This is a genomic window from Pseudomonas sp. TE6283, assembly GCF_054060555.1.
In genome coordinates this window covers 31,459-55,252 of record NZ_JBSSDH010000025.1, presented here as the reverse complement: position 1 = coordinate 55,252, position 23,794 = coordinate 31,459, and the positions used below count along the sequence as shown (strand labels likewise).

General features: G+C 65.0%; 26 protein-coding genes. 17 read left to right on the top strand and 9 right to left on the bottom strand.

Annotated features, from left to right (window positions below; translation table 11 throughout):
- Window positions 1–4: 4 nt before the first annotated feature.
- Window positions 5–916, bottom strand: coding sequence for a LysR family transcriptional regulator (locus tag ACVWZ5_RS23500; protein ID WP_050706836.1), 912 nt, complete (start codon window positions 914–916; stop codon window positions 5–7).
- Window positions 917–1,045: 129 nt separating this feature from the next.
- On the opposite strand from ACVWZ5_RS23500, the gene ACVWZ5_RS23495 reads away from it, so the two are divergent.
- The 4 genes from ACVWZ5_RS23495 to ACVWZ5_RS23480 are packed head-to-tail and all read left to right on the top strand — an operon-like array spanning window position 1,046 to window position 4,734.
- Window positions 1,046–2,332, top strand: coding sequence for an MFS transporter (locus ACVWZ5_RS23495; protein WP_062574846.1), 1,287 nt, complete (start codon window positions 1,046–1,048; stop codon window positions 2,330–2,332).
- Window positions 2,333–2,342: 10 nt separating this feature from the next.
- Window positions 2,343–3,122, top strand: a complete 780-nt coding sequence (locus ACVWZ5_RS23490) for a 5-oxoprolinase subunit PxpA (protein WP_028693037.1) — start codon at window positions 2,343–2,345, stop codon at window positions 3,120–3,122.
- A complete protein-coding gene (gene pxpB / locus ACVWZ5_RS23485) occupies window positions 3,119–3,814 on the top strand; it encodes a 5-oxoprolinase subunit PxpB (protein WP_062574845.1) in 696 nt (231 codons plus the stop codon). Before ACVWZ5_RS23490 ends, pxpB begins: the two co-directional genes overlap by 4 nt.
- Window positions 3,811–4,734: a 5-oxoprolinase subunit C family protein gene (locus ACVWZ5_RS23480; protein WP_096049548.1), complete on the top strand. Its 924-nt coding sequence runs from the start codon at window positions 3,811–3,813 to the stop codon at window positions 4,732–4,734. Before pxpB ends, ACVWZ5_RS23480 begins: the two co-directional genes overlap by 4 nt.
- Window positions 4,735–4,771: 37 nt before the next feature.
- Here ACVWZ5_RS23480 and ACVWZ5_RS23475 read toward each other — a convergent pair whose 3' ends face one another.
- The 3 genes from ACVWZ5_RS23475 to ACVWZ5_RS23465 form a co-directional block, all read right to left on the bottom strand.
- Complete coding sequence (locus ACVWZ5_RS23475) at window positions 4,772–5,950, bottom strand: vWA domain-containing protein (RefSeq protein ID WP_062574843.1); 1,179 nt, start codon at window positions 5,948–5,950, stop codon at window positions 4,772–4,774.
- Window positions 5,951–5,963: 13 nt separating this feature from the next.
- On the bottom strand, window positions 5,964–6,809 hold the full coding sequence (locus ACVWZ5_RS23470) for an AAA family ATPase (protein ID WP_011535085.1): 846 nt from the start codon (window positions 6,807–6,809) through the stop codon (window positions 5,964–5,966).
- 145 nt (window positions 6,810–6,954) lie between these two features.
- On the bottom strand, window positions 6,955–8,028 hold the full coding sequence (locus ACVWZ5_RS23465; RefSeq protein WP_258802142.1) for a DUF748 domain-containing protein: 1,074 nt from the start codon (window positions 8,026–8,028) through the stop codon (window positions 6,955–6,957).
- A gap of 130 nt (window positions 8,029–8,158) precedes the next feature.
- Here ACVWZ5_RS23465 and cysK point away from each other — a divergent pair, with 130 nt between their 5' ends.
- From cysK to ACVWZ5_RS23450, 3 genes are all read left to right on the top strand, one after another.
- Complete coding sequence (cysK, locus tag ACVWZ5_RS23460) at window positions 8,159–9,133, top strand: cysteine synthase A (RefSeq protein WP_062574841.1); 975 nt, start codon at window positions 8,159–8,161, stop codon at window positions 9,131–9,133.
- A gap of 269 nt (window positions 9,134–9,402) precedes the next feature.
- On the top strand, window positions 9,403–10,338 hold the full coding sequence (locus ACVWZ5_RS23455) for an aspartyl/asparaginyl beta-hydroxylase domain-containing protein (protein WP_028693043.1): 936 nt from the start codon (window positions 9,403–9,405) through the stop codon (window positions 10,336–10,338).
- Between the two features lie 376 nt (window positions 10,339–10,714).
- Window positions 10,715–11,596 (top strand): DMT family transporter, encoded by an 882-nt coding sequence (locus ACVWZ5_RS23450; RefSeq protein WP_062574840.1) that lies wholly within the window; start codon window positions 10,715–10,717, stop codon window positions 11,594–11,596.
- Between the two features lie 15 nt (window positions 11,597–11,611).
- Here the strand turns inward: ACVWZ5_RS23450 and ACVWZ5_RS23445 are convergent, their stop codons facing one another.
- On the bottom strand, window positions 11,612–12,511 hold the full coding sequence (locus tag ACVWZ5_RS23445) for a DMT family transporter (RefSeq protein WP_084943599.1): 900 nt from the start codon (window positions 12,509–12,511) through the stop codon (window positions 11,612–11,614).
- A 133-nt stretch (window positions 12,512–12,644) separates the two neighbouring features.
- Between ACVWZ5_RS23445 and aceK the strand changes: the two genes are divergently transcribed.
- Window positions 12,645–14,360 (top strand): bifunctional isocitrate dehydrogenase kinase/phosphatase, encoded by a 1,716-nt coding sequence (gene aceK, locus ACVWZ5_RS23440; RefSeq protein ID WP_062574838.1) that lies wholly within the window; start codon window positions 12,645–12,647, stop codon window positions 14,358–14,360.
- Between the two features lie 50 nt (window positions 14,361–14,410).
- Here aceK and ACVWZ5_RS23435 read toward each other — a convergent pair whose 3' ends face one another.
- Entirely contained in the window at window positions 14,411–15,271 is an 861-nt protein-coding gene (locus ACVWZ5_RS23435; protein ID WP_096049549.1) for a DUF6279 family lipoprotein, read from the bottom strand.
- A gap of 130 nt (window positions 15,272–15,401) precedes the next feature.
- Between ACVWZ5_RS23435 and ACVWZ5_RS23430 the strand changes: the two genes are divergently transcribed.
- A complete protein-coding gene (locus ACVWZ5_RS23430) occupies window positions 15,402–16,238 on the top strand; it encodes a CvfB family protein (RefSeq protein ID WP_028693048.1) in 837 nt (278 codons plus the stop codon).
- Here the strand turns inward: ACVWZ5_RS23430 and ACVWZ5_RS23425 are convergent, their stop codons facing one another.
- Complete coding sequence (locus ACVWZ5_RS23425; RefSeq protein ID WP_050706820.1) at window positions 16,239–16,619, bottom strand: hypothetical protein; 381 nt, start codon at window positions 16,617–16,619, stop codon at window positions 16,239–16,241.
- A gap of 213 nt (window positions 16,620–16,832) precedes the next feature.
- Between ACVWZ5_RS23425 and ACVWZ5_RS23420 the strand changes: the two genes are divergently transcribed.
- The 3 genes from ACVWZ5_RS23420 (at window position 16,833) to def (ending at window position 18,670) form a co-directional block, all read left to right on the top strand.
- Window positions 16,833–17,012 carry a CsbD family protein gene (locus tag ACVWZ5_RS23420; RefSeq protein WP_023629533.1) on the top strand — a complete coding sequence of 60 codons (180 nt, stop codon included), beginning with the start codon at window positions 16,833–16,835 and terminating at the stop codon, window positions 17,010–17,012.
- 165 nt (window positions 17,013–17,177) lie between these two features.
- Window positions 17,178–18,134: a YihY/virulence factor BrkB family protein gene (locus ACVWZ5_RS23415; RefSeq protein ID WP_062574836.1), complete on the top strand. Its 957-nt coding sequence runs from the start codon at window positions 17,178–17,180 to the stop codon at window positions 18,132–18,134.
- Complete coding sequence (gene def / locus ACVWZ5_RS23410; protein ID WP_062574835.1) at window positions 18,134–18,670, top strand: peptide deformylase; 537 nt, start codon at window positions 18,134–18,136, stop codon at window positions 18,668–18,670. Before ACVWZ5_RS23415 ends, def begins: the two co-directional genes overlap by 1 nt.
- Here the strand turns inward: def and ACVWZ5_RS23405 are convergent.
- Window positions 18,625–19,074 (bottom strand): GNAT family N-acetyltransferase, encoded by a 450-nt coding sequence (locus ACVWZ5_RS23405; RefSeq protein WP_081100329.1) that lies wholly within the window; start codon window positions 19,072–19,074, stop codon window positions 18,625–18,627. The two genes, def and ACVWZ5_RS23405, sit on opposite strands and share 46 nt — an antisense overlap.
- A 261-nt stretch (window positions 19,075–19,335) precedes the next feature.
- Here ACVWZ5_RS23405 and ACVWZ5_RS23400 point away from each other — a divergent pair, with 261 nt between their 5' ends.
- Window positions 19,336–19,593 (top strand): DUF2790 domain-containing protein, encoded by a 258-nt coding sequence (locus tag ACVWZ5_RS23400; RefSeq protein WP_028693053.1) that lies wholly within the window; start codon window positions 19,336–19,338, stop codon window positions 19,591–19,593.
- A 52-nt stretch (window positions 19,594–19,645) separates the two neighbouring features.
- Here the strand turns inward: ACVWZ5_RS23400 and ACVWZ5_RS23395 are convergent, their stop codons facing one another.
- A complete protein-coding gene (locus tag ACVWZ5_RS23395; protein WP_096049551.1) occupies window positions 19,646–21,013 on the bottom strand; it encodes an aminotransferase-like domain-containing protein in 1,368 nt (455 codons plus the stop codon).
- 75 nt (window positions 21,014–21,088) lie between these two features.
- Here ACVWZ5_RS23395 and ACVWZ5_RS23390 point away from each other — a divergent pair, with 75 nt between their 5' ends.
- From ACVWZ5_RS23390 to ACVWZ5_RS23375, 4 genes are all read left to right on the top strand, one after another.
- On the top strand, window positions 21,089–22,048 hold the full coding sequence (locus tag ACVWZ5_RS23390) for a threonine dehydratase (protein WP_062574834.1): 960 nt from the start codon (window positions 21,089–21,091) through the stop codon (window positions 22,046–22,048).
- Between the two features lie 77 nt (window positions 22,049–22,125).
- Window positions 22,126–22,767, top strand: a complete 642-nt coding sequence (locus ACVWZ5_RS23385) for a LysE family translocator (RefSeq protein ID WP_062574833.1) — start codon at window positions 22,126–22,128, stop codon at window positions 22,765–22,767.
- A 24-nt stretch (window positions 22,768–22,791) separates the two neighbouring features.
- Window positions 22,792–23,244: an aminoglycoside 6'-N-acetyltransferase gene (gene aac(6') / locus ACVWZ5_RS23380; RefSeq protein WP_232857282.1), complete on the top strand. Its 453-nt coding sequence runs from the start codon at window positions 22,792–22,794 to the stop codon at window positions 23,242–23,244.
- Window positions 23,245–23,338: 94 nt separating this feature from the next.
- Complete coding sequence (locus ACVWZ5_RS23375; protein WP_062574832.1) at window positions 23,339–23,764, top strand: YybH family protein; 426 nt, start codon at window positions 23,339–23,341, stop codon at window positions 23,762–23,764.
- Window positions 23,765–23,794 lie beyond the last annotated feature (30 nt).

Sequence of the window (23,794 nt, the reverse complement as noted above, 5' to 3'; positions counted from 1 at the left end):
CAGCTCAGACCAGCACGATCCGCTGCCCGCCCACATCCCGCGCATAGCGCTCAAGCACCTGCCGGCACACGCCCACCACCTCGTCCACCAGCGCCACGCCGGTCTGCCAGGCCACCACCAGCTCCAGGCTCGGCGGTGGCTGCAAGCCTTCCAGTAACACCAGCTCGCCGCGGCTCAGTTCGCCATCCACCAATGCCGGCGGCAATGCGCCGATGCCGAAGCCGTCGCGCAGCAGGCGGGTGATGGCCGCCACCGAGTTCACGCAGTTCAGGCGCGGCGCCTCGGCCCCGGCGGCCTGCAACAGGCCGAGCACCTCCTGGTGCGGTCGCGAGTTCTTCGAGAAGGTGACGATGCGCTCGCGGGCCAGTTCCGCCAGCGAGGCGTAGGTGCGGTGGTGCGGGGAGCCTGCGGCGACGATCCAGCCCATCGGGTAGCGCGCCAGGTCGTGGCTGCGGATCGACTGCTCGCGCAGCAGGTCGGTCTGCAGGATCACGTCGAGAAAACCCTTCTGCAGCTGCTCGCGCAGGTTCAGCGCGGTATCGGCCACCAGCTCGATCTCCACCTGCGGGTAGCGCTCGCCCAGCTCCGCCACCAAGGCGCTCATCCAGGTGTGGATGACCGTGTCCATCACCCCCAGGCGGATGCGTCCGGTCTTGGCCCGGTCGCTGTCCAGCGACTGCTTCATGGCCTTGGCGGTGTCGAGCATGCGCTCGGCGTACTCCAGCACCTTGGCGCCTTCCGGCGTCAGGCTGACCCCGCGGGAGTCGCGCAGCAGCAGTTTCACGCCCAGGTCGGCCTCCAGCGCGGCGATGCGGCTGGACACCGAGGCCTGGGTGGTGAACAGCTTCTCGGCGGTGAGGCGGAAGCTCCTGAGCCGGGCGACCCAGACGAAGGTTTCGAGGAAACGAAGGTTCATGATCAGTTTTTCTTGTTCCAGACCGGCGGTTTTTCTCGTTGGACGCAGGTGGCGCGGCCTCTGAACATGAAGCCCAGGCCGCGACGCCCGACGTCGCCCATAGAACAATACCAACAAGCCGAGGCAACCATGAACCCGACCGGCGTGCAGCAGCAGGCCCCCGCCCGAACCTCGAGCGGCCCCTTCGCCTGGTACCGCGACATCGACTCCCAGCAACGACGCACCTTCTGGAGCTGCAAGATCGGCTACGGCCTGGACGGCATGGACACCCAGATGCTGAGCTTCGTCATCCCCACCCTGATCATGGTGTGGGGCATCAGCACCGCCGAGGCCGGGTTGATCCACACCAGCACCTTGATCGCCTCGGCCCTGGGCGGCTGGATCGCCGGCATTCTGTCCGACCGCATCGGGCGGGTGCGCACCTTGCAGCTGACGGTGCTTTGGTTCGCCTTCTTCACCTTCCTCTGCGGCTTCGCCCAGAGCTACGAGCAACTGCTGATCGCCCGCACCCTGATGGGCTTCGGCTTCGGCGGCGAATGGACCGCTGGCGCGGTGCTGATCGGCGAGGTGATCCGTGCCCAGGACCGCGGCAAGGCGGTGGGCATGGTGCAATCGGGCTGGGCCATCGGCTGGGGCCTGACGGCGATCCTCTATGCCCTGCTGTTCTCCTGGCTGCCGGCCGAGCAGGCCTGGCGCGCGCTGTTCCTGCTGGGCCTGCTGCCGGCGATCTTCGTGATTTTCGTCCGGCGCCTGGTCAAGGACCCGGAGATCTACCGTCAGGCCAAGGCCGTGGAACAGGCCGAGGCGCCTGCGCAGTTCTACGAGATCTTCGCCCCCGGCATGCTCTGGACCACGATTCGCGCTTCGCTGCTGACCACCGGCGCCCTGGGCGGCTACTACGCCATCACCTCGTGGCTGCCGACCTTCCTCAAGAACGAGCGCGGCCTGAGCGTGCTGGGCACCGGCGGCTACCTGGCGATGGTCATCGTCGGCTCCTACATCGGCTACGTGGTCAGCGCCTACCTGTGCGACCTGCTGGGGCGCAGGAAGAACTTCATCCTGTTCGCCGTGGGCTCGTTCGTCATCGTCCTGCTCTACACGCAGATCCCGGTCAGCGACGGCGTGATGCTGTGGCTGGGCTTCCCCCTGGGCTTTTTCGCCTCGGGCATCTTCAGTGGCATGGGTTCGTTCCTCACCGAACTGTTCCCGACCCGGATCCGCGGATCGGGGCAGGGCTTCTGCTACAACATCGGCAAGGTGGTCGCGGCGATGTTCCCGTTGCTGATCGGCCTGCTTGGCGAGAAAGTGCCGTTGGGCCTGGGGATTGGCGCCTTCGCCGCGGTGTCCTACGGTGTGGTGATCCTGGCGGCTCTGAGCCTGCCGGAAACCCGCGGCAAAGCGCTCCAGGCGCGCTAAGGTAGGCACCATGAACATTGATACGGAGGTCCGCCAGGTGAAACGCCTGCTACTCAATTGCGACATGGGCGAGAGCTTCGGCAACTGGCGCATGGGCCAGGACGCCAAGGTCATGCCGTTCATCGACTGCGCCAACATCGCCTGCGGCTACCACGCCGGCGACCCGGGCACCATGCGCCGCACCGTGGCCCTGGCCCTGGAACACCGGGTGGCCATCGGCGCGCACCCGGCCTACCCGGACCTGATGGGCTTCGGCCGCCGTTCCATGGCCTGCAGCAGCGACGAGATCCGTGACCTGCTGCACTACCAGATCGGCGCCCTGGACGGCATCTGCAAGGTGCTCGGCGGTCGGGTGGCCTACGTCAAGCCCCACGGCGCGCTGTACAACGACATGATGGCCAACCCTGACATCCTGCGCACCGTGCTCGAAGCGGTGGCGGCGTTCGACAGCGGCCTGCCGCTGATGCTCATGGCCACCGCCGACGACAGCGCCGCCCAGGCCCTGGGTGACGAAGTCGGCGTGCCACTGTGGTTCGAGGCCTTCGCCGACCGTGGCTACACGGCCAGCGGACACCTGATGTCGCGGCGCCTGCCCAACGCGGTGCACCACGATCCGGCGCTGGTGGTCGAGCAGGCCTTGCGCCTGGCCAAGGGCGAGGCCCTGGTGGCTGACGACGGCAGCGATGTGCGCTTGAACGCCAGCACCCTGTGCGTGCACGGCGACAACGACGGCTCGGTGGCCGCCGTGCGCCAGATCCGCCAGGCCCTGGATGCACTGGAGCAAGCATGACGCCACGTATCGAGGTGGTGGCCATCGACAGCCTGATGGTGCGGCTGTTCGATGCCATCGATGAAGGCAACATGCCGTGGATCCTCGCCGCCAGCCAGCGCTTGCGGGAGGCTTTTGGCCAGCAACTGATCGACCTGGTGCCGTCCTACACCACGCTCATGGTGCAGTTCGACCTGGCACCGGGCGAGGCGCGCCAGCGCATCCTGCAGGCGCTGGAGGGCCTGCGGCCGGATGCCGGCCAGGCCGGGCGCCGGCACGAGATCCCGGTGTGGTACCACGCCAGCGTCGGCCCCGAGCTGCCGGTGCTGGCCGCGCGCGGCGGGATGAGCGAGGCCGAGGTGATCCGTCTGCATTGTGGCCGCGACTACCCGGTGTTCGCCCTGGGGTTCGCGCCGGGCTTTGGCTTCATGGGACTGGTCGACGAATGCCTGGCCACGCCGCGCCTGAGCACCCCGCGCAAGCGCGTGGCGGCGGGCAGCGTCGGCATCGCCGAGCGCCAGACCGCCGCGTATCCTGCGGTGTCGCCGGGCGGCTGGAACCTGATCGGTCGCACGCCGGTGCGGCTGTTCGACCGCGAGCGCGAGGGCTACAGCCTGCTGCAGCCTGGCGATCGGGTGCGCTTCGTGGCCGTCGAAAGGGCCGAATTCATCAACCTGGGCGGTGACGACAGCCCGCTGGAGGCCCAGGTATGAGCCAGTTGAGAGTCGAGGCCAGCACCGCGCTGTGCCTGTTGCAGGATGCCGGGCGTTTCGGTGTGCGGCACCTGGGCGTGACCCAGGGCGGCGCGCTGGATTGGGTGGCGATGCGCTGGGCCAACTGGCTGCTGGGCAATGCCCTGGACAGCGCCGTGGTGGAGATCGCGCTTGGCGGCTTCAGTGTGGTTGCCGAGCAGGACTGCGTGCTGGCGCTGGCCGGGGCCGATCTGGATGCGCAGGTCGACGGGCAGGCCGTGGCGCCCTGGACCAGTTTCAACCTCGGCAAGGGCCAGCGCCTGACGCTGCGCCAGCCTCGCCAGGGGGTACGTGCTTACCTGGCGGTGCCGGGCGGGTTCGTGGGCGAGTCGGTGCTGGGGAGTTGTTCCACCGTGGTACGGGAAGAACTGGGTGGGGTTGACGGCCAGGGCCGAGCGCTGTTGAAAGGGGAGGTACTGCATGCTGCCGGGGCCATCGCGGGGCATACCCGCTCCCACGTGCCCGAAGCGCTGCGGCCGCTGTATGCCGAGAAACCGATATTGGATCTGGTGATGGGCGCGCAGATCGGTGATTTCGGCGGCACCAGCCTGTTCGAGGCGTTCAACCGTGACTGGACGCTGGACAGCCGTGCCGACCGCATGGGCATTCGCCTGCTCGGTCCACAACTGGTCTACCAGGGCGCGCCGATGATCTCCGAAGGGATCCCGCTTGGCGCCGTGCAGGTTCCACCGGATGGGCAGCCGATCGTGTTGCTCAATGACCGCCAGACCATCGGTGGATATCCGCGGCTGGGGGCGTTGACGCCGTTGGCGCTGGCGCAATTGGCACAGTGCATGCCGGGGGGCGTGGTGCGGTTTCGGGCGGTGGTGCAGGACGAAGCGTGGCGGGAGCAGCAGGCTTATCTGAGCCGTTGGGGATGAAGGTGCCGGCCCCGCGACGGGGCCGGCCCTGAAAACATTACTTGGACAGGTAACGCATCCCGTCTTCCAACCCCTGCAAGGTCAGCGGAAACATCCTGTCCTCGATCAGGTCCCGCACCAGATGGGTCGAAGCGGTGTACTCCCAGGCGTGCTTCGGATAAGGGTTGATCCAGATGATCTTCTTGAACTTCTCCATGAAGCGTTGCATCCACACATACCCGGCCTCTTCGTTCCAGTGCTCGACGCTGCCGCCCGGCTGGGTGATCTCGTAGGGCGCCATGGCCGCGTCGCCGACGAACACCACCTTGTAGTCGTCGCCGTACTTGTGCAACAGGTCGAAGGTGGAAAAGCGCTCCGAGGTGCGGCGCAGGTTGTTCTTCCACACCGACTCGTAGATGAAGTTGTGGAAGTAGTAGTACTCCAGGTGCTTGAACTCGGTCTTGCAGGCCGAGAACAATTCCTCGCAGACCTTCACGTGGGCGTCCATCGAGCCGCCGATGTCGAACAGCAACAGCAGCTTGACCGTGTTGCGCCGCTCGGGGCGCATCTGGATGTTCAAGAGGCCTGCGTCACGGGCTGTGTGGTCGATGGTGCCGTCGATGTCCAGCTCCTCGGCGGCGCCTTCGCGGGCGAACTTGCGCAGGCGGCGCAGGGCCAGCTTGATGTTGCGCGTGCCCAGCTCGACCTGGTCGTCGAGGTTCTTGTACTCGCGCTGGTCCCACACCTTCACCGCCTTGCCCTGGCGCTTGCCGGCCTCGCCGACGCGGATGCCTTCGGGGTTGAAGCCGCCGGAGCCGAACGGGCTGGTGCCGCCGGTGCCGATCCACTTGTTGCCGCCGGCGTGGCGCTCCTTCTGCTCTTCGAGGCGCTTCTTGAATTCCTCGATGAGCTTGTCCAGGCCGCCCAGGGACTGGATCTGCGCCCGTTCCTCGTCGGTCAGCGAACGCTCGAACTCCTTGCGCAGCCAGTCGTCGGGGATCAGGGCCTCGATGTGCCGGTCGAGGTTCTCCAGGCCCTTGAAGTAGGCGGCGAACGCACGGTCGAACTTGTCGAAATGGCGCTCGTCCTTCACCAGGATGGCCCGGGCCAGGTAGTAGAACGCGTCCATGTCGGCGAACACCACGCCCTTTTGCAGGGCGTGATGCAGGTCGAGCAGTTCGCGCACCGACACCGGTACCTTGGCCGCGCGCATTTCATTGAACAGGTTGAGCAGCATGGCCCGGCTCCTGTCAGCGGTTGCCGCGCCGGCTCATGAAGGCCAGGCGCTCGAGCAGTTGCACATCCTGCTCGTTCTTGACCAGGGCCCCGGCCAGCGGCGGAATGGCCTTGGTCGGGTCGCGTTCGCGCAGCACGGCCTCGCCGATGTTGTCGGCCATCAGCAGCTTGAGCCAGTCGACCAGCTCCGAGGTGGAGGGCTTCTTCTTCAGGCCCGGGACCTTGCGCACGTCGAAGAACACGTCCAGCGCCTCGCTGACCAGCGACTGGCTGATGTTGGGGTAGTGCACGTCGACGATCTGCTGCAGGGTGGCGCGGTCGGGGAAGGCGATGTAGTGGAAGAAGCAGCGGCGCAGGAAGGCGTCGGGCAGTTCCTTCTCGTTGTTGGAGGTGATGATGATGATCGGGCGCTGCTTGGCCTTGATGGTCTCGTCGATCTCGTAGACGTAGAACTCCATCTTGTCGAGCTCTTGCAGCAGGTCGTTGGGGAACTCGATGTCGGCCTTGTCGATCTCGTCGATCAGCAGGATCACCCGCTCGTCGGCCTCGAAGGCCTCCCACAGCTTGCCTTTCTTCAGGTAGTTGCGCACATCGTGGACCTTGTCCACGCCCAGTTGCGAGTCGCGCAGGCGGCTGACCGCGTCGTACTCGTACAGGCCCTGGTGGGCCTTGGTGGTGGACTTGATGTGCCAGGTGATCAGGCGGGCGCCGAAGGAGGCGGCGAGCTGTTCGGCGAGCATGGTCTTGCCGGTGCCCGGCTCGCCCTTGACCAGCAGCGGGCGCTCCAGGGTGATGGCCGCGTTGACCGCCAGCTTCAGGTCGTCTGTGGCGACGTAGTCGCGGGTGCCTTCGAACTTCATGAACCGATCCTCTGGGTGGCTGGGCTCGCCTCATCGCGGGGCAGCCGACGCATGTTTATTGATGTGCCAGCGACTATAACCCCGCACCCGCCGCCTGCAAACGCAGACCGGGTATTCAGTCCCTGAATGATCCGTCACTGTCGGCTTAGTCGGATTGGGGCGGGGGTTGTTCGTAACGTGCGTTGAATGCCTGGATGAACCCGTTGCGCAGTATCTGCAGGAACGCCTCGAACGCGCTGATATCCTGCTGGTGCACACTGCCGCTCAGTTCCACACGGGTGGCGAACTGGTTCTTCGGCTGGTTCTTCAGCACGGTCTCGGTGGCGCCTACCAGCGCCTCCCAGATTGAGCGCAGGAAACCTTTGTCCTTGTCTTGCACATCCTGCCGCCAGTTGAACACGTCGACATCGCGCAGCAGTGGCTTGATGTAGCCATTCAGTCGGCCATTCGCGGCTTCGGCCTCGATCACCACGTCCCCGTGTCCGGCATTGAAGTCGAACTTTCCATAGGCGCTGGCAAAGTCGTTGAGTCGGCGCAGTTCGATGCCCTTGGCGCGCAGGCGGAACTGAAAGTCGTCAAAGTCGCTGAACGGGTCGAAGGTGGCCTCGCTCTCGACCCTGGCGTCGCCCGTCAGCAACGCCGTCCCTTCGAAACTGGCGTCCCGCCGGCCCTTTTCATCGCGCACGTTGGTCAGGTTGCGAATGCTGGCGTCGAGCTGTGTGGCCTTGAGGTCGACCGGCGGTTGGGAGTTGAAGTTGCGAAAGCTCAGGGTGCCCTGTTCGATGCGCACATCGTTGAGCGTGATGGGCAGCAGTTTCTCCAGTTGCTGGCGCCAGTCAGTACCCTGGCCGGTCTGTGAGTTCTGCCTGGTGCCGCCATCGACGAAGTTCAGTTCGGGGCGCAGGAAGGTCACTTCGCCAACCACTGCATGGTCGTACCAGAGCGCATGCCAGCTCACCGACAGGTCGATCAGCGGTGCGTCGAGCAGCGGTACCGGCACCTTGCCGCTGACCTTGGCGATCTTCAGGCCATTGATCTGATAAGCGCCGCGCCACCAGGCCAGATCGACGTCGGTGACCTGGCCACGGTAGTCGCCCATGTCGGCCAGCTTGTCGTTCAGGTAATCGCGAACCAGATAGGGCAGGGCCAGGTGCAGGGCCACAAGCAACCCAACCAGGCTGGCAAGGCCGACCAATGGCCAGCGATAACGTGCTTTCATCGTGGTTCTCCGCACCGGCTTTTGCGGTTGACCGCAGGCCGCTTCGCCGAGTTCGAACGGGCTTTACGCTCCTGCATTGCGGGCTTACCCTCATGGTTTTCCCTGCTCTTTCATGTTCAAGGACACTGCCATGAGCCGCATCTACGCCGACAACGCCCATTCCATCGGCAACACGCCGCTGGTGCAGATCAACCGCATCGCCCCGCGTGGGGTGACCATCCTGGCCAAGATCGAAGGGCGCAACCCGGGTTACTCGGTGAAGTGCCGGATTGGCGCGAACATGGTCTGGGACGCCGAGAGCAGCGGCAAGCTCAAGCCGGGCATGACCATCGTCGAGCCGACCTCGGGCAACACCGGTATCGGCCTGGCGTTCGTCGCCGCCGCCCGCGGCTACAAGCTGCTCCTGACCATGCCGGCGTCCATGAGTCTTGAGCGGCGCAAGGTGCTCAAGGCCCTGGGGGCCGAGCTGGTGCTCACCGATCCGGCCAAGGGCATGAAGGGCGCCATCGAGAAGGCCAACGAAATTGTCGCCTCCGATCCGGCCCACTACTTCCTGCCTGGTCAGTTCGACAATCCGGCCAACCCGGCCATCCACGAGAAGACCACCGGCCCCGAGATCTGGAACGACACCGACGGCGCGGTGGATGTACTGGTGGCGGGCGTCGGCACCGGTGGCACCATCACCGGCGTGTCACGCTACATCAAGCACACCCAGGGCAAGTCGATCCTGTCGGTGGCGGTAGAGCCGGTGAGCTCGCCGTTGATCAGCCAGACCCTGGCGGGCGAGGAGCTCAAGCCCAGCCCGCACAAGATCCAGGGCATCGGCGCTGGGTTCGTGCCGAAGAACCTCGACCTGTCGATTGTCGACCAGGTCGAGACGGTGACCGATGACGAGTCCAAGGCCATGGCCATCCGTCTGATGCAGGAGGAGGGCATCCTCTGTGGTATCTCCTGTGGCGCGGCGATGGCGGCAGCGGTGCGCCTGGCCGAGAAGCCCGAGATGCAGGGCAAGACCATCGTGGTGATCCTGCCGGACTCCGGAGAGCGCTACCTGTCGAGCATGTTGTTCAGCGACATGTTCAGCGAGCAGGAGAACCAGCAGTAAACCTGGGTCTGCCGTGCAGGCCTTTAGCCGGCAAGCCTGCTCCCACACCGCTTGCGTTGCCTCTGTGGGAGCCGGCTTGCCGGCGATGGCGCGCGCAGCGGCCCCGGGATATCCGCACCACCGCTGATCCGGCGCAATGTCGGCCGCTTTCGTTTATTGCACAATCCTTAACACTGCGATCCGGCACCGGTTGTTTTTACCCGGCCCGGATGGGTTTATGATGTCCGGCTATCTGGGGATGGCCTGATTTCCCCTCCAAGGAGTGTTGCATGACCTTTTCCTTCGTCGCCAAGGCCGGTGTGCTGCTGGTGTTTTTCGGCAGCGTGCTGTTCGTGCACCTGCGCGGCAAGGCGCGCCTGCCGGTGCTGCGCCAGTTCGTCAACCATTCGGCGCTGTTCGCCCCCTACAACAGCCTGATGTACCTGTTCTCCGGCGTGCCTTCCAAGCCCTACCTGGACCGCCAGCGCTTCCCCGAACTGGATGTGCTCAAGGACAACTGGGAGGTGATCCGCGAAGAAGCCATGCGCCTTTTCGACGAGGGTTACATCCGCGCTGCCGAGAAGGACAACGACGCCGGCTTCGGTTCGTTCTTCAAGAAGGGCTGGAAGCGTTTCTACCTGAAGTGGTACGACAAGCCGCTGCCTTCGGCCGAGGCGCTGTGTCCGAAGACCGTCGAGCTGGTCAGCGGCATCCCCAACGTCAAGGGCGCGATGTTCGCCCTGTTGCCCGGCGGCAGCCACCTGAACCCGCACCGCGACCCGTTTGCCGGCTCCCTGCGCTATCACCTGGGCCTGTCCACGCCGAACTCGGACAACTGCCGCATCTACGTCGACGGCCAGCCCTACGCCTGGCGTGATGGCGAGGACGTGATGTTCGACGAAACCTTCGTGCACTGGGTCAAGAACGAGACCGACGTCACCCGGGTGATCCTGTTCTGCGACGTCGAGCGCCCGCTCAACAGCCCGCTGATGACCCGCATCAACCGCAAGGTCAGCGCCTTCCTCGGCCGCGCCACCGCGCCGCAGAACACCGATGACGAGCGTGTCGGCGGGATCAACCAGGCCTATGCCTGGAGCAAGCGCTTCAGCAACGTCATCAGCACCCGGGTCAAGCAGTTCAAGCGCGCCAACCCCAAGGCCTACCGCGTGCTGAGGCCGGTGCTGGCGGTTGTCGTGGCCTACGCGCTTTACCGCTGGCTGTTCTGATTCGCCTGGGCAGGCTCGCTCCTGAACGGAGCGGGCTTGCCCCGTGATGATTCCCCCGCTATATTCCGAAACACTCTCTTCCCAGAAGACCTGTTCATGCCCGCCATTCCTGCCACCATCGCTTACGTTCTCGCGCCTGTCGCGGGCGTGGTCGTGCGTGGCAGCCAGCAGCCGGCCATGATCAGTCACTACCCACCACCTGTCAGTGGCGTCGTAGGCGGCGTAGCTCCGCCTCCTTGCGCAGTCGTGGTGCTGGGCTGACCGGCCGCTGGCCGCTCCCCACCGCACTCGCAACCTACTGAACACGGTCGGCTATCCCCGCAAGACGCGATAGGTCCTCCGTACGGTTCATTTGCCCGTATACAGGTGGCAATACATGTCTGTTTTCAACAAAGCATCCGTGGCCTCGGCGGCCACTACCAGCCTGTTCGTCCTGCTGTGGAGCAGCGGGGCGATCGTTTCCAAGCTCGGCCTGGCCCAGGCCAGCCCTTTCGCCTTCCTGCTGCTGCGCTCGGCCCTGGCGCTTTTCGGTCTATTGCTGATCGGACCGTTGCTCGGCTTGCGCTGGCCACGTACCCGGGGCGGCATCGTTCGCGCCCTGGGGACTGGCTGCGTGCTGCTGGGCGCCTACCAGATCTTCTACCTGCTGGCGCTCGATACCCATGTCACCCCCGGCGTCATGGCCACGGTCATGGGCGTGCAGCCGATCCTTACCGTGGTGCTGATGGAGCGCCAGCGTTCCTGGAGCCGGCTGTTCGGCCTGGGCCTGGGGCTTGGCGGCCTGGTGATGGTGGTCTACCAGGGCATCAACCTTGGCGGGGTGTCCCTGGCGGGCATGCTGTTCGCCTTGCTGGCGCTGGCCAGCATGACCTTCGGCTCGATCCTGCAGAAGCGCATCACCGACAACCCGATGGGCACCTTGCCGCTGCAGTATCTGGCCGGATTTGCCCTGTGCGCGCTGTTTGCCCCGTTCCAGCCGTTGCATGTCGAGTGGAACGCAAACTTCGTCGGCGCGCTGCTGTGGATGGGGCTGGTGGTTTCGCTGCTGGCCACGCTGCTGCTGTACCGGCTGATCGCCCGTGGCAACCTGGTCAATGTCACCAGCCTGTTCTACCTGGTGCCGGCGGTGACGGCGGTGATGGATTTCGCCATCTTCGGTAACCGCCTGGCGCCGCTCAGCCTGCTGGGAATGGGGTTGATCGTGATCGGGCTGCTGTTCGTGTTCCGCAAGCCGGCGTTGCGTGCGGCTGAAGCCTGAGCCAAAGGGGGGCCGCTATGCGGCCCCTTCGCGACGCAAGGCCGCTCCCACAGGACGCAGCACCAGCCAGAGTGCCGCGGCGATCAGCAGGCCGCCGTACAGGTGCGCCATCGACAGCGGCTCATCCAGCAGCCACGCGCCCCACAGCACGCCGAACACCGGGATCAGGAAGGTCACGGTACTGGCCTTGACCGGCCCGATTTCGTTCAGCAAGCGGAAGTACAGGATGTAGGCGAACGCCGTACACAACAGCCCCAGGCCCAGCAGCGACAGCCACACCTGCCAGCCGCCCCAGCTGGCCGGCGGTTGGGTCAGCGCGCTCCAGGCGAACAGCGGGCTCAACAGCAGGGTGGCGCCGAGCATGCTGCCCAGGGCTGACAGGCGACTGTCCAGCGTTCCCACCCAGCGTCGTGCCAGGAATCCCGCGAAACCGTAGCAGGTGGTCGCCGCCAGGCACGCCAGGGCGCCTTGCACCAGGGCCATGTCCAGCGCCACCGGTCCGGCGCCGCTGAGAATGCCGACGCCGAACAGGCCAAGGAAGATCCCGCAGAGCTTGGGCAGGGTCATCGCCTCGCGGAAGAACAAGGTGCCGATCAGCACGCCCATCAGCGGCGTGGTGGCGTTGAAGATCGCCGAGTAGCCGGCCGGCAGCACCTGCGCCGCCACGGAGTAGAACGTCGCTGGAATACCGGAATTGATCATGCCCAGCACCAGGCAGGCGCCCAGCTTGCCTTCGAATTTCCAGCGCACGCGGGCGGCGGCGAGTATGGCCATCAACCCCAGGCAGGCGATTGACACGCGAAAGAAGGCGGTCGGCACGGTACCAAGCTCCGGGGCGATGATACGCATGAACAGGAAACTCGCGCCCCAGACGGCGGCAAGGGTCAGCAGGCGGGCAAGGGCGATGGGGCTCACGGGTGGTCTCCGGCGTTGGGGGCAGTGCGCGAGTCTACGTCAGTGGGCAACCGGGATTCTTGTGCTTTCTTGCTGTGTGAGCCGCTTGCGGACGACTAAGCTGTCTAACGCCACTCAACTTGAGATCCCGCGCATGACCCAACCCTGGCCCGCCGCTGACATCGCCCGGATGATCCTCGATGGCTTCGACGACTACCGCGAGCATTTTCGCCGGATAACCCTCGGTGCCCGCGAACGCTTCGAGCAGGCACGCTGGCAGGACATCCAGCGTGCAGCGGCGGCGCGGATCAACCTCTACGAAGAGAAGGTCGCCGAGGTCAACGGCTGGCTGCGCCAGGGCTTCGAAGCCTCCCAACTGCTGGACGTGGAGCAGTGGCCGTTGGTGAAGAACGCCTACATCCGCCTGATCGACCCGCGGCTGGACGATGAACTGTCCGAGACCTGGTACAACTCGCTGTTCTGCAGCCTGTTCAGCCATGAGCAGATCAGCGACGGCTGCATGTTCATCCACACCACCCGCCCGTCCATGCGTGGCCACGAACGCGCGGCGCAGACCCGCACCTATGCGCTGGACGGTGGATTGAAGGGATTGCTGCGGGCAATCTTCGCCGATTACGGTTTTGACGTGCCCTACGCAGACCTGGAGGGCGACCTGTCGCGGTTGCAGGACCAACTGCGTGAATGCCTGCCCGACTGGGTGTGCAAGGACCCGGCGCTGGCGGCGGAGCTGTTCAGCCCGGTGCTCTACCGCAACAAGGGGGCCTACCTGGTCGGGCGCCTGTACACCCCCGACGAACAGTGGCCGCTGGTGATCCCGCTGCTGCACCGTGAAGACCACGGCATCGAGGCCGATACGCTGATCACCGACGAGGCGGAGGTGTCGATCATCTTTTCCTTCACCCGCTCGTACTTCATGGTCGATGTGCCGGTGCCGGCGGAGTTCGTCAACTTTCTCAAGCGCATCCTGCCGGGCAAGCACATCGCCGAGCTGTACACCTCGATCGGCTTCTACAAGCACGGCAAGTCAGAGTTCTACCGCGCACTGATCAACCACCTGGCCAACAGCGACGACCGCTTCATCATGGCGCCGGGGGTGCGCGGGATGGTGATGAGTGTGTTTACCCTGCCGGGCTTCAACACGGTGTTCAAGATCATCAAGGACCGCTTTTCGCCGTCCAAGACCGTAGACCGTGCCACGGTGATCGAGAAGTACCGCCTGGTGAAGAGCGTGGACCGTGTCGGGCGGATGGCCGACACCCAGGAGTTCGCCGATTTTCGCTTTCCCCGCGCCAAGTTCGATCCCGACTGCCTCGCCGAGCTGCTGGAAGTGGCGCCCTCCACCGTGGCGCTGGAAGGGGACACGGTACTTATCCGCCACTGCTGGACCGAGCGGCGCATGACCCCGCTCAACCTCTACCTCGAACAGGCCAGCGAAGCCCAGGTGCTGGAGGCGCTGGAGGACTATGGGCTGGCGATCAAGCAGCTGGCGGCGGCGAACATCTTCCCAGGCGACATGCTGCTGAAGAACTTCGGCGTCACCCGCCATGGCCGGGTGGTGTTCTATGACTACGACGAGATCAGCTTCCTTACCGAGGTCAACTTCCGCCATATTCCACCGCCGCGCTACCCCGAAGACGAGATGTCGGGCGAGCCGTGGTACTCGATCGGGCCGCATGATGTGTTCCCCGAGGAGTTTCCGCCGTTCCTGTTCGCCGATATCGGTCAGCGCCGTTTGTTCAGTCGCCTGCACGGCGAGCTGTATGACGCCGACTACTGGAAAGGCCTGCAGGAGACGATCCGGGCGGGGAAGGTGATCGATGTGTTTCCGTATCGACGCAAGGGGCGCTGACTGGCGCGCCTACACGGGAAATGCGTATGGCTCGAGCAGTCCGGCCATCTTCAACCTTTCAGGCACTTGAGCTCACTGAAATCCGCCCGCACCTTGCTCAGGCGCTGCTGCAGGAACTGTTTCTGCGCAGGGCTGCTCTGCCTCATCAGGTCGATCAGCAGGCTGCGCGCCTGCTGTTCGCTGTTCTCATAGGCCTGGCGGTACTCCGCCGTCCACAGGCTCTCCTTGCGTTGCAGCAGTTGCGCCAGGCGCGCTTCGAAGCCCGGTGTGGCGCGCTGGTCCATTGCCAGCACCAGTTGTTGCTGCCAGTGCGCGCGATTGGCGATCGACTGGCGGCTCTGGTCGCCCAGGGCCTGGGACCAGCTCATCACCCGCAAGCGTTGCTGGGCGCTGAGCTCACCCAGCCAGGGTTCCAGGCGTTTCTGCATGCGCGCGGCGCGCTGTTCGATCTGTTTGGGCAGCGGGGTTTCGTCATAGGTCTTGCGACGCTTGCTGATGTCGGCACGAAACGCCTGGCGCATTTCGGCGACCTGGTCGTCGCTCATCCCGCGCAGCAGTTCGGTGGCCGAGGGGGTGATCGCCGTGGCCACCCGGTCGATGGCCTGGCGGGCTTCGAGGGTGCGTTGTTCCAGGGCCTGGTCGGTGACCGCGTCGTCGGCCACCATCAGCCGCACCCGGTCGAGCCAGTCGAGGTAGCCGGGCAGCTGTGTTTTGCAGTGCCAGGCCAGTTGTTGCTCAAGCCGTTCGTCGAGCAACTGTTTCTGCTCGCGGTTCATGTCCAGGTAATCGCCCAGCGACCAGGGCACCAGGCGGTCGAGGTTGCGGTAGGCCAGGTCGATCCGGCTGCAGGCCACAAGGGCCAGGGCGAAGCCAATGACGAGCAGTAGGGCGTGGATCAGGCGTCGGGGCATGAGCGAATCCTTGCACAGGCTGGCCAGGCGGTGGACGCAAGGTGGGCCCGAGGGTTCCGGCGCATGCGCGCTCGGGCGGACGGGCGGGTCAAGTGTTAGAATAGCCGCCTTGTCTTGAGGATCTTCGGAAATGGCTCTGCTTGGGCGTTACAACAGTTTGCAAATCGTGAAACACGTGGAATTCGGCCTGTACCTGGACGGCGGCGCCGACGGCGAAATCCTCCTGCCAAGGCGCTACTTCCCCAAGGATGCCGAGCTCGAACTGGACGACTGGCTCAACGTGTTCATCTACCTCGACAGCGAGGACCAGCTGATCGCCACCACCGAAAAGCCGAAGATGCAGGTGGGCGAGTTCGCCAGCCTCAAGGTCAAGGACATCAACGGCGCGGGCATCTTCCTCGACTGGGGCCTGTCCAAGGACCTGCTGATGCCCTACTCGGAGGAGTCCCGGCCACTGAAGATCGGTGACTACTGCGTGGTCCACGCCTATCTGGACAAGCGCACCCGGCGCATCACCGCCACCGCCAAGCTGGACCGCTACCTCGACCGCACCCCGGTGGACTACCAGGTCGGCCAGCCGGTCGAGCTGCTGGTGGCCGGCGAGACGCCGATGGGCTTCAAGGCGATCATCAACAATCGCCACTGGGGCCTGATCCACAAGAACGAAGTGTTCAAGTTCCTGCGTTCGGGCATGCACGAGAAGGGCTTCATCAAGGAAGTGCGCGCCGACGGCAAGATCGCCCTGAGCCTGCAGCCGGTGGGCCAGGCCCTGGCCGACGGCTTGCCCGAGCAGATCATGCAGCGCCTGGAGGCCAATGGCGGTGTGCTGGCGGTGTGCGACAAGAGCGATCCGGCGCTGATCAGCCAGATGTTCAATGTCAGCAAGGGCAACTTCAAGAAAGCCATCGGCGCACTGTTCAAGCAGGGCCGGATCGTCATCCATGACGATCGCATCGAGCGGGCCTGATCAGGCCTGCACGAAGGTGCTGAAGTCCAGCTGCTCGCCACCCGGGCGGCTGTCGCGCAGCAGCGAGTCGCGGTCGGCGCTCAGGGCCAGGCTGATGGTCGAGCGGCGCTTGCCGGCGTTGCGCACTTCCATCTGCTCCTGGTGAGCGCGCAGGAAGTTGGTCGGCACCTTCAGGTGCTGCAGTTCATCGGTCTCCGGGGTGTGCAGCAGCAGGTTGACCCAGTCGGGCTGACCTTTGCGCAGCAGCGCCACCGGTACCTCGAACCACCACAGGTTGCGCTTCTTGTCGAGAATGGCGAACAGGGTGTTGTCGCGGTTGAGCACCGGCCGGGTCAGCGCTTCGTTGCGCCGAGCGATGGCGGTGGGTTTGTCGAGTTTCATGCAGGTTCCTGCGGGTTGACGCTAGATTGGCCTGGTATTGTGCGGGTGGGCTCATCGCGGGGCAAGTCGCATCGGCGTACCGCTGCGCCCGCGGGGGAACGCTTTAAGCCGTTGGGCCGGGACCAGGCGAACTAATTGAAACTCTTGCCGATGACCTTGGGTCGATCAGGTGTCGACACGATTTCCCGTGTCTTTTCGGCAAGGAGATATCCCATGAGTGGCACCAAGGATAAAGCGAAAGGCCTGGCCAACGAGGCGGTGGGCAACATCAAGCAGGGCGTCGGCAAGGTGACCGACAACGACAAGCTGCGCGCCGAGGGCAAGGCCCAGGAGCTGAAGGGCGAGGCGCAGCAGGCCGTGGGCAAGGTCAAGGATGCCGTGAAGAAGCCTTGATCGCAGTGGTATTGTCGCGGGGCAGTGCGCGCTCTTCCGGTGGGAGCGCACTTGCCCCGCGACTGCTTTGTGCGTTCGGCAACGCGCCAGCGAACAGCACGCCCGCCGCCCGGTCTATTAGACTTGTTGTATTGCCACCCCGATCAAGCGGCGAAAGGAGACGCTATGATTTTCCCCGACCTGCGCGGCCTGCCCCTGCACCGCGTGCTGGTGCGCACCGTCAAGGAGTTCATTGACGACGAGATGTCCACCTACGCTTCCGCGCTGGCCTACCAGATGCTGTTTTCGCTGTTCCCGTTCCTGTTGTTCCTGATCGCCCTGATCGGTTTCCTGCACCTGCCGGACTTCTTCTCCTGGCTGCGGCTGCAGTCCGAGCTGGTGCTGCCGCCCCAGGCCCTGGAGCAGGTCAACCCGGTGATCGACCAGTTGCAGCAGTCCAAGGGCGGATTGCTGTCGGTGGGTATCGTAATCGCCCTGTGGACCGCCTCGGCGGGTGTGCGCCTGATGATGAGCGCGATGAACGCCGCCTACGACGTGCCTGAAGGGCGGCCGGTGTGGAAGCGCATCCCACTGTCGATCATCTACACCGTCGGCATCGCCGGCATGCTCCTGGCGGCCGCCGCGTTGATGGTGCTGGGGCCGCAGGTCATGGAGTGGATCGCTTCCCAGGTGGGGCTGGAGGAGGCGGTGGTGGTCGTCTGGACCATCCTGCGCTGGCCGGCGATCATCATCCTGATGATGGTGGCGGTGGCGCTGATCTACTACGTGATGCCCGATGTGAAGCAGAAATTCCGCTTCATCACCCCAGGCTCGGTGCTGGCGGTGGTGGTTTGGATCGTCGCGTCGCTGGGCTTTGCCTACTACGTGAAGACCTTTGCCGACTACAACGCCATGTATGGCAGTATCGGGGCGATCATCGTGTTGCTGCTGTACTTCTACATCTCCGCCGCCGTACTGCTGCTCGGGGCCGAGATGAACGCGGTGATCGAGCACATGTCCGCCGAGGGCAAGAACCCCGGCGAGAAGGCGTTCGCCGAAGACAATCCGCAACAGAGCATTACCGTGCTCGGGCATGAGCACCCGGTGACCCCCGAACCCCAGACCCGCGAGCCGAACACCTGATGATCCGCGACATTCTCAAGATGGGCGATGAACGCCTGCTGCGCATCGCCCCGCCCGTGCCGGAGCACATGCTCGGTAGCCCCGAGCTCGAGCAACTGATCGACGACATGTTCGAGACCATGGCCCATGTCGGAGGCGTCGGCCTGGCCGCGCCGCAGATCGGCATCGACCTGCAACTGGTGATCTTCGGCTTCGAGCGCAGCGAGCGCTACCCGGACGCCGAGCCAGTGCCGCGGACCATCTTGCTCAACCCGGTGATCACGCCGCTGGCCACGGAGGTCGAGGATGGCTGGGAGGGCTGTTTGTCGGTGCCGGGCCTGCGTGGCGTGGTGCCGCGCTACAAGCACATCAGCTATTCGGGCATCGACCCGCAGGGCAACCCGATCAACCGCTTTGCCGATGGTTTTCATGCGCGGGTGGTGCAGCATGAGTGCGATCACCTGATCGGCCGGCTGTACCCTTCGCGCATTCAGGACTTCAGCAAGTTCGGCTACACCGACGTGCTGTTCCCCGGGCTCGATGTGGCCGACGACTGATCCCGTACCAGCGCCACCAGGGGCTTGCTGCGCTGGTAGCGGGCCAGGCGCGAGGCCAGGGCTTCGGGCAGCGTGCTGGCCGGGGTGAAGGCCAGGCGTTGGTAGAAGGGCGTCAGGTCCGGATGGCAGAACAGCCAAGTCGGGGTGGTGGCAGCGCCCAGCGCGGTTTGCAGCAGCTGTGAGGCGACCTGCTGTCCACGCCATTGCGGGGCGACGAACAGGCCGGTCAGCCAGTAGCCGCCCTCGACAGGGGACAGATTCATCCCGCCAATGATTTCACCGCTGCGTGCCACCCATTGTTCGCCATCACCGGCGGCGCGCATGCGCGAACCATGCTGGCGATAGAATTGCTCCAGCAGGCGGCGCTGGATCGGAGGCAGGCGGGTACAGGTCAGGGGCGGCATGCGTGGCTCGTAGGGCGCTGCAAGAAGCAGGAAAAATGACGGTGCTTTGTCGCAGATTGTTGCAAATCCGGCAAGGGTGAATATCCGACTCCGGGGTTCAACTATTCCGACTACGGAGTAGACTTTCACTCATCCCCCCGGCAGTACGATAAAGCGGGATCGGTACTTCGTGTCATCTTCGCAGTCGATGACAACTTCTCCGCGCCATTGACGGCATCAGAAGTCACGCGATCAGCTTGATAGCCATCAAGGTCGTTATCCATGAAAGCCTTACTGATTCTTGCATTGGTCGGTATGTCCTCGCTCGCCTTCGCGGACCAGGTCAAGACCGCAGACACCCAACCCGTGGTCGAGCAGTATGACTATTCCACCAACCTCGACATCAAGCGCGTGATCAGTCTGTCGACGATCCCCAACGTCTGTGAAGTGGTGCCCGCCACCATGACCTACGAGGACCATCAAGGACAGGTGCACACCCTTCAGTACCGTGCCCTGGGCGAGGGTTGCCGGCTGAATTGAGCCTGTTGGCCCCGTCAGGGCCCGTGGGAGCGGGCTTGCCCCGCGATGGCGATCAGTTGCAATCGCGGGTCAAACCCGCCCCCACAAGCTCCAGCCCCTGCTTCAACTGCGCCCGGCTGTGCGCCGCCGACAGGCTGACCCGCACCGCCCGCACACGCTCCGTGCCCACCGCGAACACGCTGGCCGGCACGATCTCCACCCCTTGCGCCCGACACCGGGCAACCAGCGCCTCGGCCTCTCCAGGCGTGGCCAGCCAGACATGGGGCGAAGGCACGCCATCCACCGGCAATGCATTACCCAGCAACGACCGCGCCAGGCGCCAGCGCTCGGCCAGTTCCTCCCGCTGCCAGGCCAGTCGCCGTGCGGCGGTCCCGTCCGAAATCCACTGGCAAGCGATGTGCAGGTTCAACGGCGACACCGACCAGTGGGTAGCCTGTGCATAAGGGTCGATCTGCGCCAGCAACGCTGGTGGGGCCACGATCCAGCCCAGGCGCAGGCCGGCGGCCACGGTCTTGGACATGCTGCTGATCAGCACGCCGCGGCCTTCGAGCAAAGGGTAGAGCGGCGGCCGATCGGTCAAGGCGCCATACACGTCATCCTCGATCACCAGCAAGTCGTGGTGGCGGACGACTTCCGCCAGTGCCAGGCGCCGGGCCTCGTCCATGCATGCCCCGGTCGGGTTGTGCAGGGTCGGGGTGGTCACCAGCACCCGCGCGCCACTGGCCCGCACGACGCGGTCCAGCTCCTCAGGGCGCAAACCTTGCTCATCCAGCGCGACCCCCTGCACCGGCAGGCGCAACTGACGACAGGCCGCCTTGATGCCCGGGGCGGTCAACGCCTCGACCATCACCGGCTCGCCCGCCTGGCACAGCGACTGCAACACCATGACCAAGGCCTGCTGGGCGCCACCGCAGAGCAACACTTCCTCCGGCCTGAGGTCCAGGCCACGATTGGCCAGCCAGCGAGCGGCCTGGATCCGTCCCAGCAGCAGTTGTTCCGGCCCCAGGTAATGGTCGAGCAGGGCGGTTGCACCTTGTTCGAGCAGTCTGGGCAGGCTGTGCTCCAGGTCGAGATTATGCGGGTCGGCCACCGGCACGTTGGTCGACAAGTCGATCACCGGGTGCTGGCGGTCGGGCTGCTTGAGGCGAAACAGCGTCGCCTCCTTGCTGCTGGCCAGCACATAGGTGCCGCGCCCCACCTCCCCGGACACCAGGTGCCGCGCTGCGGCTTCGCGGTAGGCCTGTTGCGTGGTGCTCGGGTTCAGGCCCAGCGCCCAGGCCAGGCGACGCTGGGGCGGCAGGCGTTCACCGGCTTTCAGCTCACCCTGTTCGATGGCGCCGGCAATGGCCTCGACCAGCGCCAGGTAGCGCGGCTGGTCGTTGTCTGGCAGGGCGGGAATCCACACGAAATTGCTACCCATGCAATATATATTTGGACCCATACAATGACCGGCGCTTAGGATCGGATCAAGCCCTACCGATGAAGGAAGATCGTCATGTTCGACTTGCCCGCCCTGCGTGAAGCCGCCGATTTTGTTCACCAGCACGTGCCACCGACCCCGCAGCATGCCTGGCCGCTGCTGGCCGAGCGGTTGGGTTGCCAGCTCTGGGTCAAGCACGAGAACCATGCCCCCACCGGTGCCTTCAAGGTACGTGGCGGGCTGGTCTACGTGCGTTCCCTGCTGGCCGGTGGCGAAGTCCCACGCGGGCTGGTCACCGCCACCCGCGGCAACCATGGCCAGAGCATGGCCCTGGCCGCGCGCCAGGCGGGCTTGCCGCTGGTGATCGTGGTGCCTGAAGGCAACTCGCGAGAGAAGAACGCCGCCATGCGTGCCCTGGGCGCGGAACTGGTGGAGCACGGCGTGGACTTCGACGTTGCCCGTGAAGAAGCGGCGCGCCTGGCCGAGGCGCGCGGCTACGCGATGGTCCCGTCGTTCCACCCGGAACTGGTGCGTGGCGTGGCCACCTATGCGCTGGAGCTGTTCGAGGCGGTGGCCGACCTGGATTGCGTGTACGTGCCGATCGGCATGGGCTCGGGCATCTGCGGGCTGATCCAGGCGCGCAACCTGCTGGGGCTGGACACCGAGATCGTCGGCGTGGTCTCCAGTGCTGCGGATGCCTATGCCCAGAGCTTCGAGCGGGGGCGCATCGTCACCACCGCCAGCGCCGACACTTTCGCCGACGGCATGGCCTGCCGCGTGCCGCACCCCGACGCCTTCGCCCTGGTGCGCGAGCATGCCGCACGTATCGTGAGAGTAAGCGACGACGAGATCGCCGAGGCCATGCGGCTCTACCACGAGACCACCCACAACACCGCCGAAGGTGCCGGTGCCGCTGCCCTGGCCGCGCTGATGCAGGAACGTGGGCGTCAGGCCGGCAAGCGTGTGGCGGTGGTGCTCAGTGGCGCCAATGTGGATCGTGGGCGCTATGCGCAGGTGTTGGCGGGGCCTGTCTGAGCGAGTGAGCTTTCTTTCTGTACGGCAGGCGCCCCCTCGGGTTCAATGTGCACCCCTGAATATGCCCAGAGTGCACCATGCCTTTCTCCAACGGTTTTCTGCTCAGTCTGTCCCTTTGCCTGGATATCGGGGTGGCCAATATCGCCATGATCACCCTGGCCATGCAGCGCGGGTTTCTCCAGGGGTTCTGGCTGGGCCTGGGTACCTGCGTCGGCGACCTGGTCTATGCAATTGCTGCTCTGGCCGGGATGACCGTGCTGCTGCAGTTCGAAAGCGTGCGCTGGGCCCTGTGGCTGGGCGGCTCGGCGCTGCTGGTGTGGTTTGCCGTGAAGATGTTGCTGGCGGCCTGGCGCGGCGGGCATCTGGAGTCGCGGGGCGAAGTGGTGGTGGAGTCGGGCTGGCGCGAGTTCCTGCGCGGGATCTTCCTGGCCATGTCATCGCCCAGCGCGATCCTCTGGTTCGCGGCGGTGGGTGGGGTGCTGATCTCAAGGTCCGGTGGCGGCAGTCTGCTCGATGCGGGACTGTTCCTCGGGGGCTTCTTCGCCGCCGGGTTGGTCTGGTGCGTGTCGCTCTGCGGCATCGCCAGCCATGGTGGGCGTCTGCTTGGGGACCGGCTGCTTACGTGGTCCTACCTGCTGTCGGCGGCCATTTTCTGTTATTTCGCTGTGTATGTGATTCTCTCCGGTTATCGTGAGTTCATCTTGTCTACACCTGTTTGAGTCATGGAGTTCCCAGAAGTGGCAATGATCCAACCCTGCACTGACCCGGGCAGTCCGGCCTGGCTGCACTTGCGCAGCGCCTTGTGGCCCGACAGTGCGGCGACTGACCACCTGGCAGAAATGGCCGATATCGCCGGCCGCCCCGCAACCTTCGTGGCCCTGCTGGCGTATGACGAGCAGGGCAGGGCGCAAGGGCTGGCCGAGGCGTCGGTGCGTCATGACTATGTCAATGGCAGCAACACTTCGCCGGTGGCATACCTTGAAGGCGTCTTTGTCGAACAGGCCTCGCGCGGCCAGGGCGTCGCCCGCCAGCTGATCGCGGCTGTCGAACGGTGGGCCGATGGCAAAGGTTGCCGCGAGCTGGCCTCGGACGCCGCGCTGGACAACCTTGGCAGCCAGCGCATGCACGCGGCCCTGGGCTTTGCCGAGACTGAGCGTGTCGTGTATTTCCTCAAGCCAGTCGCGCCCCTCGACTGAAAGTTTCCGGGCAGTTGTCGATTTGCCGTTTTCCCGTTCGACCAGTGTTGAAAGCGTCACCACCAACCCTGATGAATCTTCGGAGGAAACACCGATGAACACTGCAGCCGAGCGTGAGCTGAAGCAACTGATCGAACAGTGGATGCAAGCCGTGCGCGAGCGTGACGTGGACCGTATCGTCGCCCCCTACGCCGACGACATTCTTGCCTTCGACGCCATCCAGGCCCTGCAATTCAAAGGCAAGGCCGCCTACCGCGCCCATTGGGAGATGTGCATGGGCATGTGCACCGGGCCGATGGTGTTCGAACTGGCGCAACTGACCGTGCACGCCGACGGCGACCTGGGCCTGGCCCACTGGCTCAACCGCTGTGGCCCGGGCGACGATGAGAGCCAGTGCGGTTTCATGCGCGCCACCGTCGGCTACCGGCGCAGCGGCGGCCAATGGCAGGTCATCCACGAACACTGGTCGGCGCCGTTCGACATGGAAACGCAAAAAGCGCTGTTCGATCTCAAACCCTGAATGCCCTCGACCGCCTATCGCCACCTTGCC

Excerpts from the sequence above, each read along its gene's own strand:
- ACVWZ5_RS23500 (WP_050706836.1), bottom strand. The coding sequence starts at position 916 with ATGAACCTTCGTTTCCTCGAAACCTTCGTCTGGGTCGCCCGGCTCAGG.
- ACVWZ5_RS23495 (WP_062574846.1), top strand. The coding sequence starts at position 1,046 with ATGAACCCGACCGGCGTGCAGCAGCAGGCCCCCGCCCGAACCTCGAGC.
- ACVWZ5_RS23490 (WP_028693037.1), top strand. The coding sequence starts at position 2,343 with ATGAACATTGATACGGAGGTCCGCCAGGTGAAACGCCTGCTACTCAAT.
- pxpB (WP_062574845.1), top strand. The coding sequence starts at position 3,119 with ATGACGCCACGTATCGAGGTGGTGGCCATCGACAGCCTGATGGTGCGG.
- ACVWZ5_RS23480 (WP_096049548.1), top strand. The coding sequence starts at position 3,811 with ATGAGCCAGTTGAGAGTCGAGGCCAGCACCGCGCTGTGCCTGTTGCAG.
- ACVWZ5_RS23475 (WP_062574843.1), bottom strand. The coding sequence starts at position 5,950 with ATGCTGCTCAACCTGTTCAATGAAATGCGCGCGGCCAAGGTACCGGTG.
- ACVWZ5_RS23470 (WP_011535085.1), bottom strand. The coding sequence starts at position 6,809 with ATGAAGTTCGAAGGCACCCGCGACTACGTCGCCACAGACGACCTGAAG.
- ACVWZ5_RS23465 (WP_258802142.1), bottom strand. The coding sequence starts at position 8,028 with ATGAAAGCACGTTATCGCTGGCCATTGGTCGGCCTTGCCAGCCTGGTT.
- cysK (WP_062574841.1), top strand. The coding sequence starts at position 8,159 with ATGAGCCGCATCTACGCCGACAACGCCCATTCCATCGGCAACACGCCG.
- ACVWZ5_RS23455 (WP_028693043.1), top strand. The coding sequence starts at position 9,403 with ATGACCTTTTCCTTCGTCGCCAAGGCCGGTGTGCTGCTGGTGTTTTTC.
- ACVWZ5_RS23450 (WP_062574840.1), top strand. The coding sequence starts at position 10,715 with ATGTCTGTTTTCAACAAAGCATCCGTGGCCTCGGCGGCCACTACCAGC.
- aceK (WP_062574838.1), top strand. The coding sequence starts at position 12,645 with ATGACCCAACCCTGGCCCGCCGCTGACATCGCCCGGATGATCCTCGAT.
- ACVWZ5_RS23435 (WP_096049549.1), bottom strand. The coding sequence starts at position 15,271 with ATGCCCCGACGCCTGATCCACGCCCTACTGCTCGTCATTGGCTTCGCC.
- ACVWZ5_RS23430 (WP_028693048.1), top strand. The coding sequence starts at position 15,402 with ATGGCTCTGCTTGGGCGTTACAACAGTTTGCAAATCGTGAAACACGTG.
- ACVWZ5_RS23425 (WP_050706820.1), bottom strand. The coding sequence starts at position 16,619 with ATGAAACTCGACAAACCCACCGCCATCGCTCGGCGCAACGAAGCGCTG.
- ACVWZ5_RS23420 (WP_023629533.1), top strand. The coding sequence starts at position 16,833 with ATGAGTGGCACCAAGGATAAAGCGAAAGGCCTGGCCAACGAGGCGGTG.
- ACVWZ5_RS23415 (WP_062574836.1), top strand. The coding sequence starts at position 17,178 with ATGATTTTCCCCGACCTGCGCGGCCTGCCCCTGCACCGCGTGCTGGTG.
- def (WP_062574835.1), top strand. The coding sequence starts at position 18,134 with ATGATCCGCGACATTCTCAAGATGGGCGATGAACGCCTGCTGCGCATC.
- ACVWZ5_RS23405 (WP_081100329.1), bottom strand. The coding sequence starts at position 19,074 with ATGCCGCCCCTGACCTGTACCCGCCTGCCTCCGATCCAGCGCCGCCTG.
- ACVWZ5_RS23400 (WP_028693053.1), top strand. The coding sequence starts at position 19,336 with ATGAAAGCCTTACTGATTCTTGCATTGGTCGGTATGTCCTCGCTCGCC.
- ACVWZ5_RS23395 (WP_096049551.1), bottom strand. The coding sequence starts at position 21,013 with ATGGGTAGCAATTTCGTGTGGATTCCCGCCCTGCCAGACAACGACCAG.
- ACVWZ5_RS23390 (WP_062574834.1), top strand. The coding sequence starts at position 21,089 with ATGTTCGACTTGCCCGCCCTGCGTGAAGCCGCCGATTTTGTTCACCAG.
- ACVWZ5_RS23385 (WP_062574833.1), top strand. The coding sequence starts at position 22,126 with ATGCCTTTCTCCAACGGTTTTCTGCTCAGTCTGTCCCTTTGCCTGGAT.
- ACVWZ5_RS23375 (WP_062574832.1), top strand. The coding sequence starts at position 23,339 with ATGAACACTGCAGCCGAGCGTGAGCTGAAGCAACTGATCGAACAGTGG.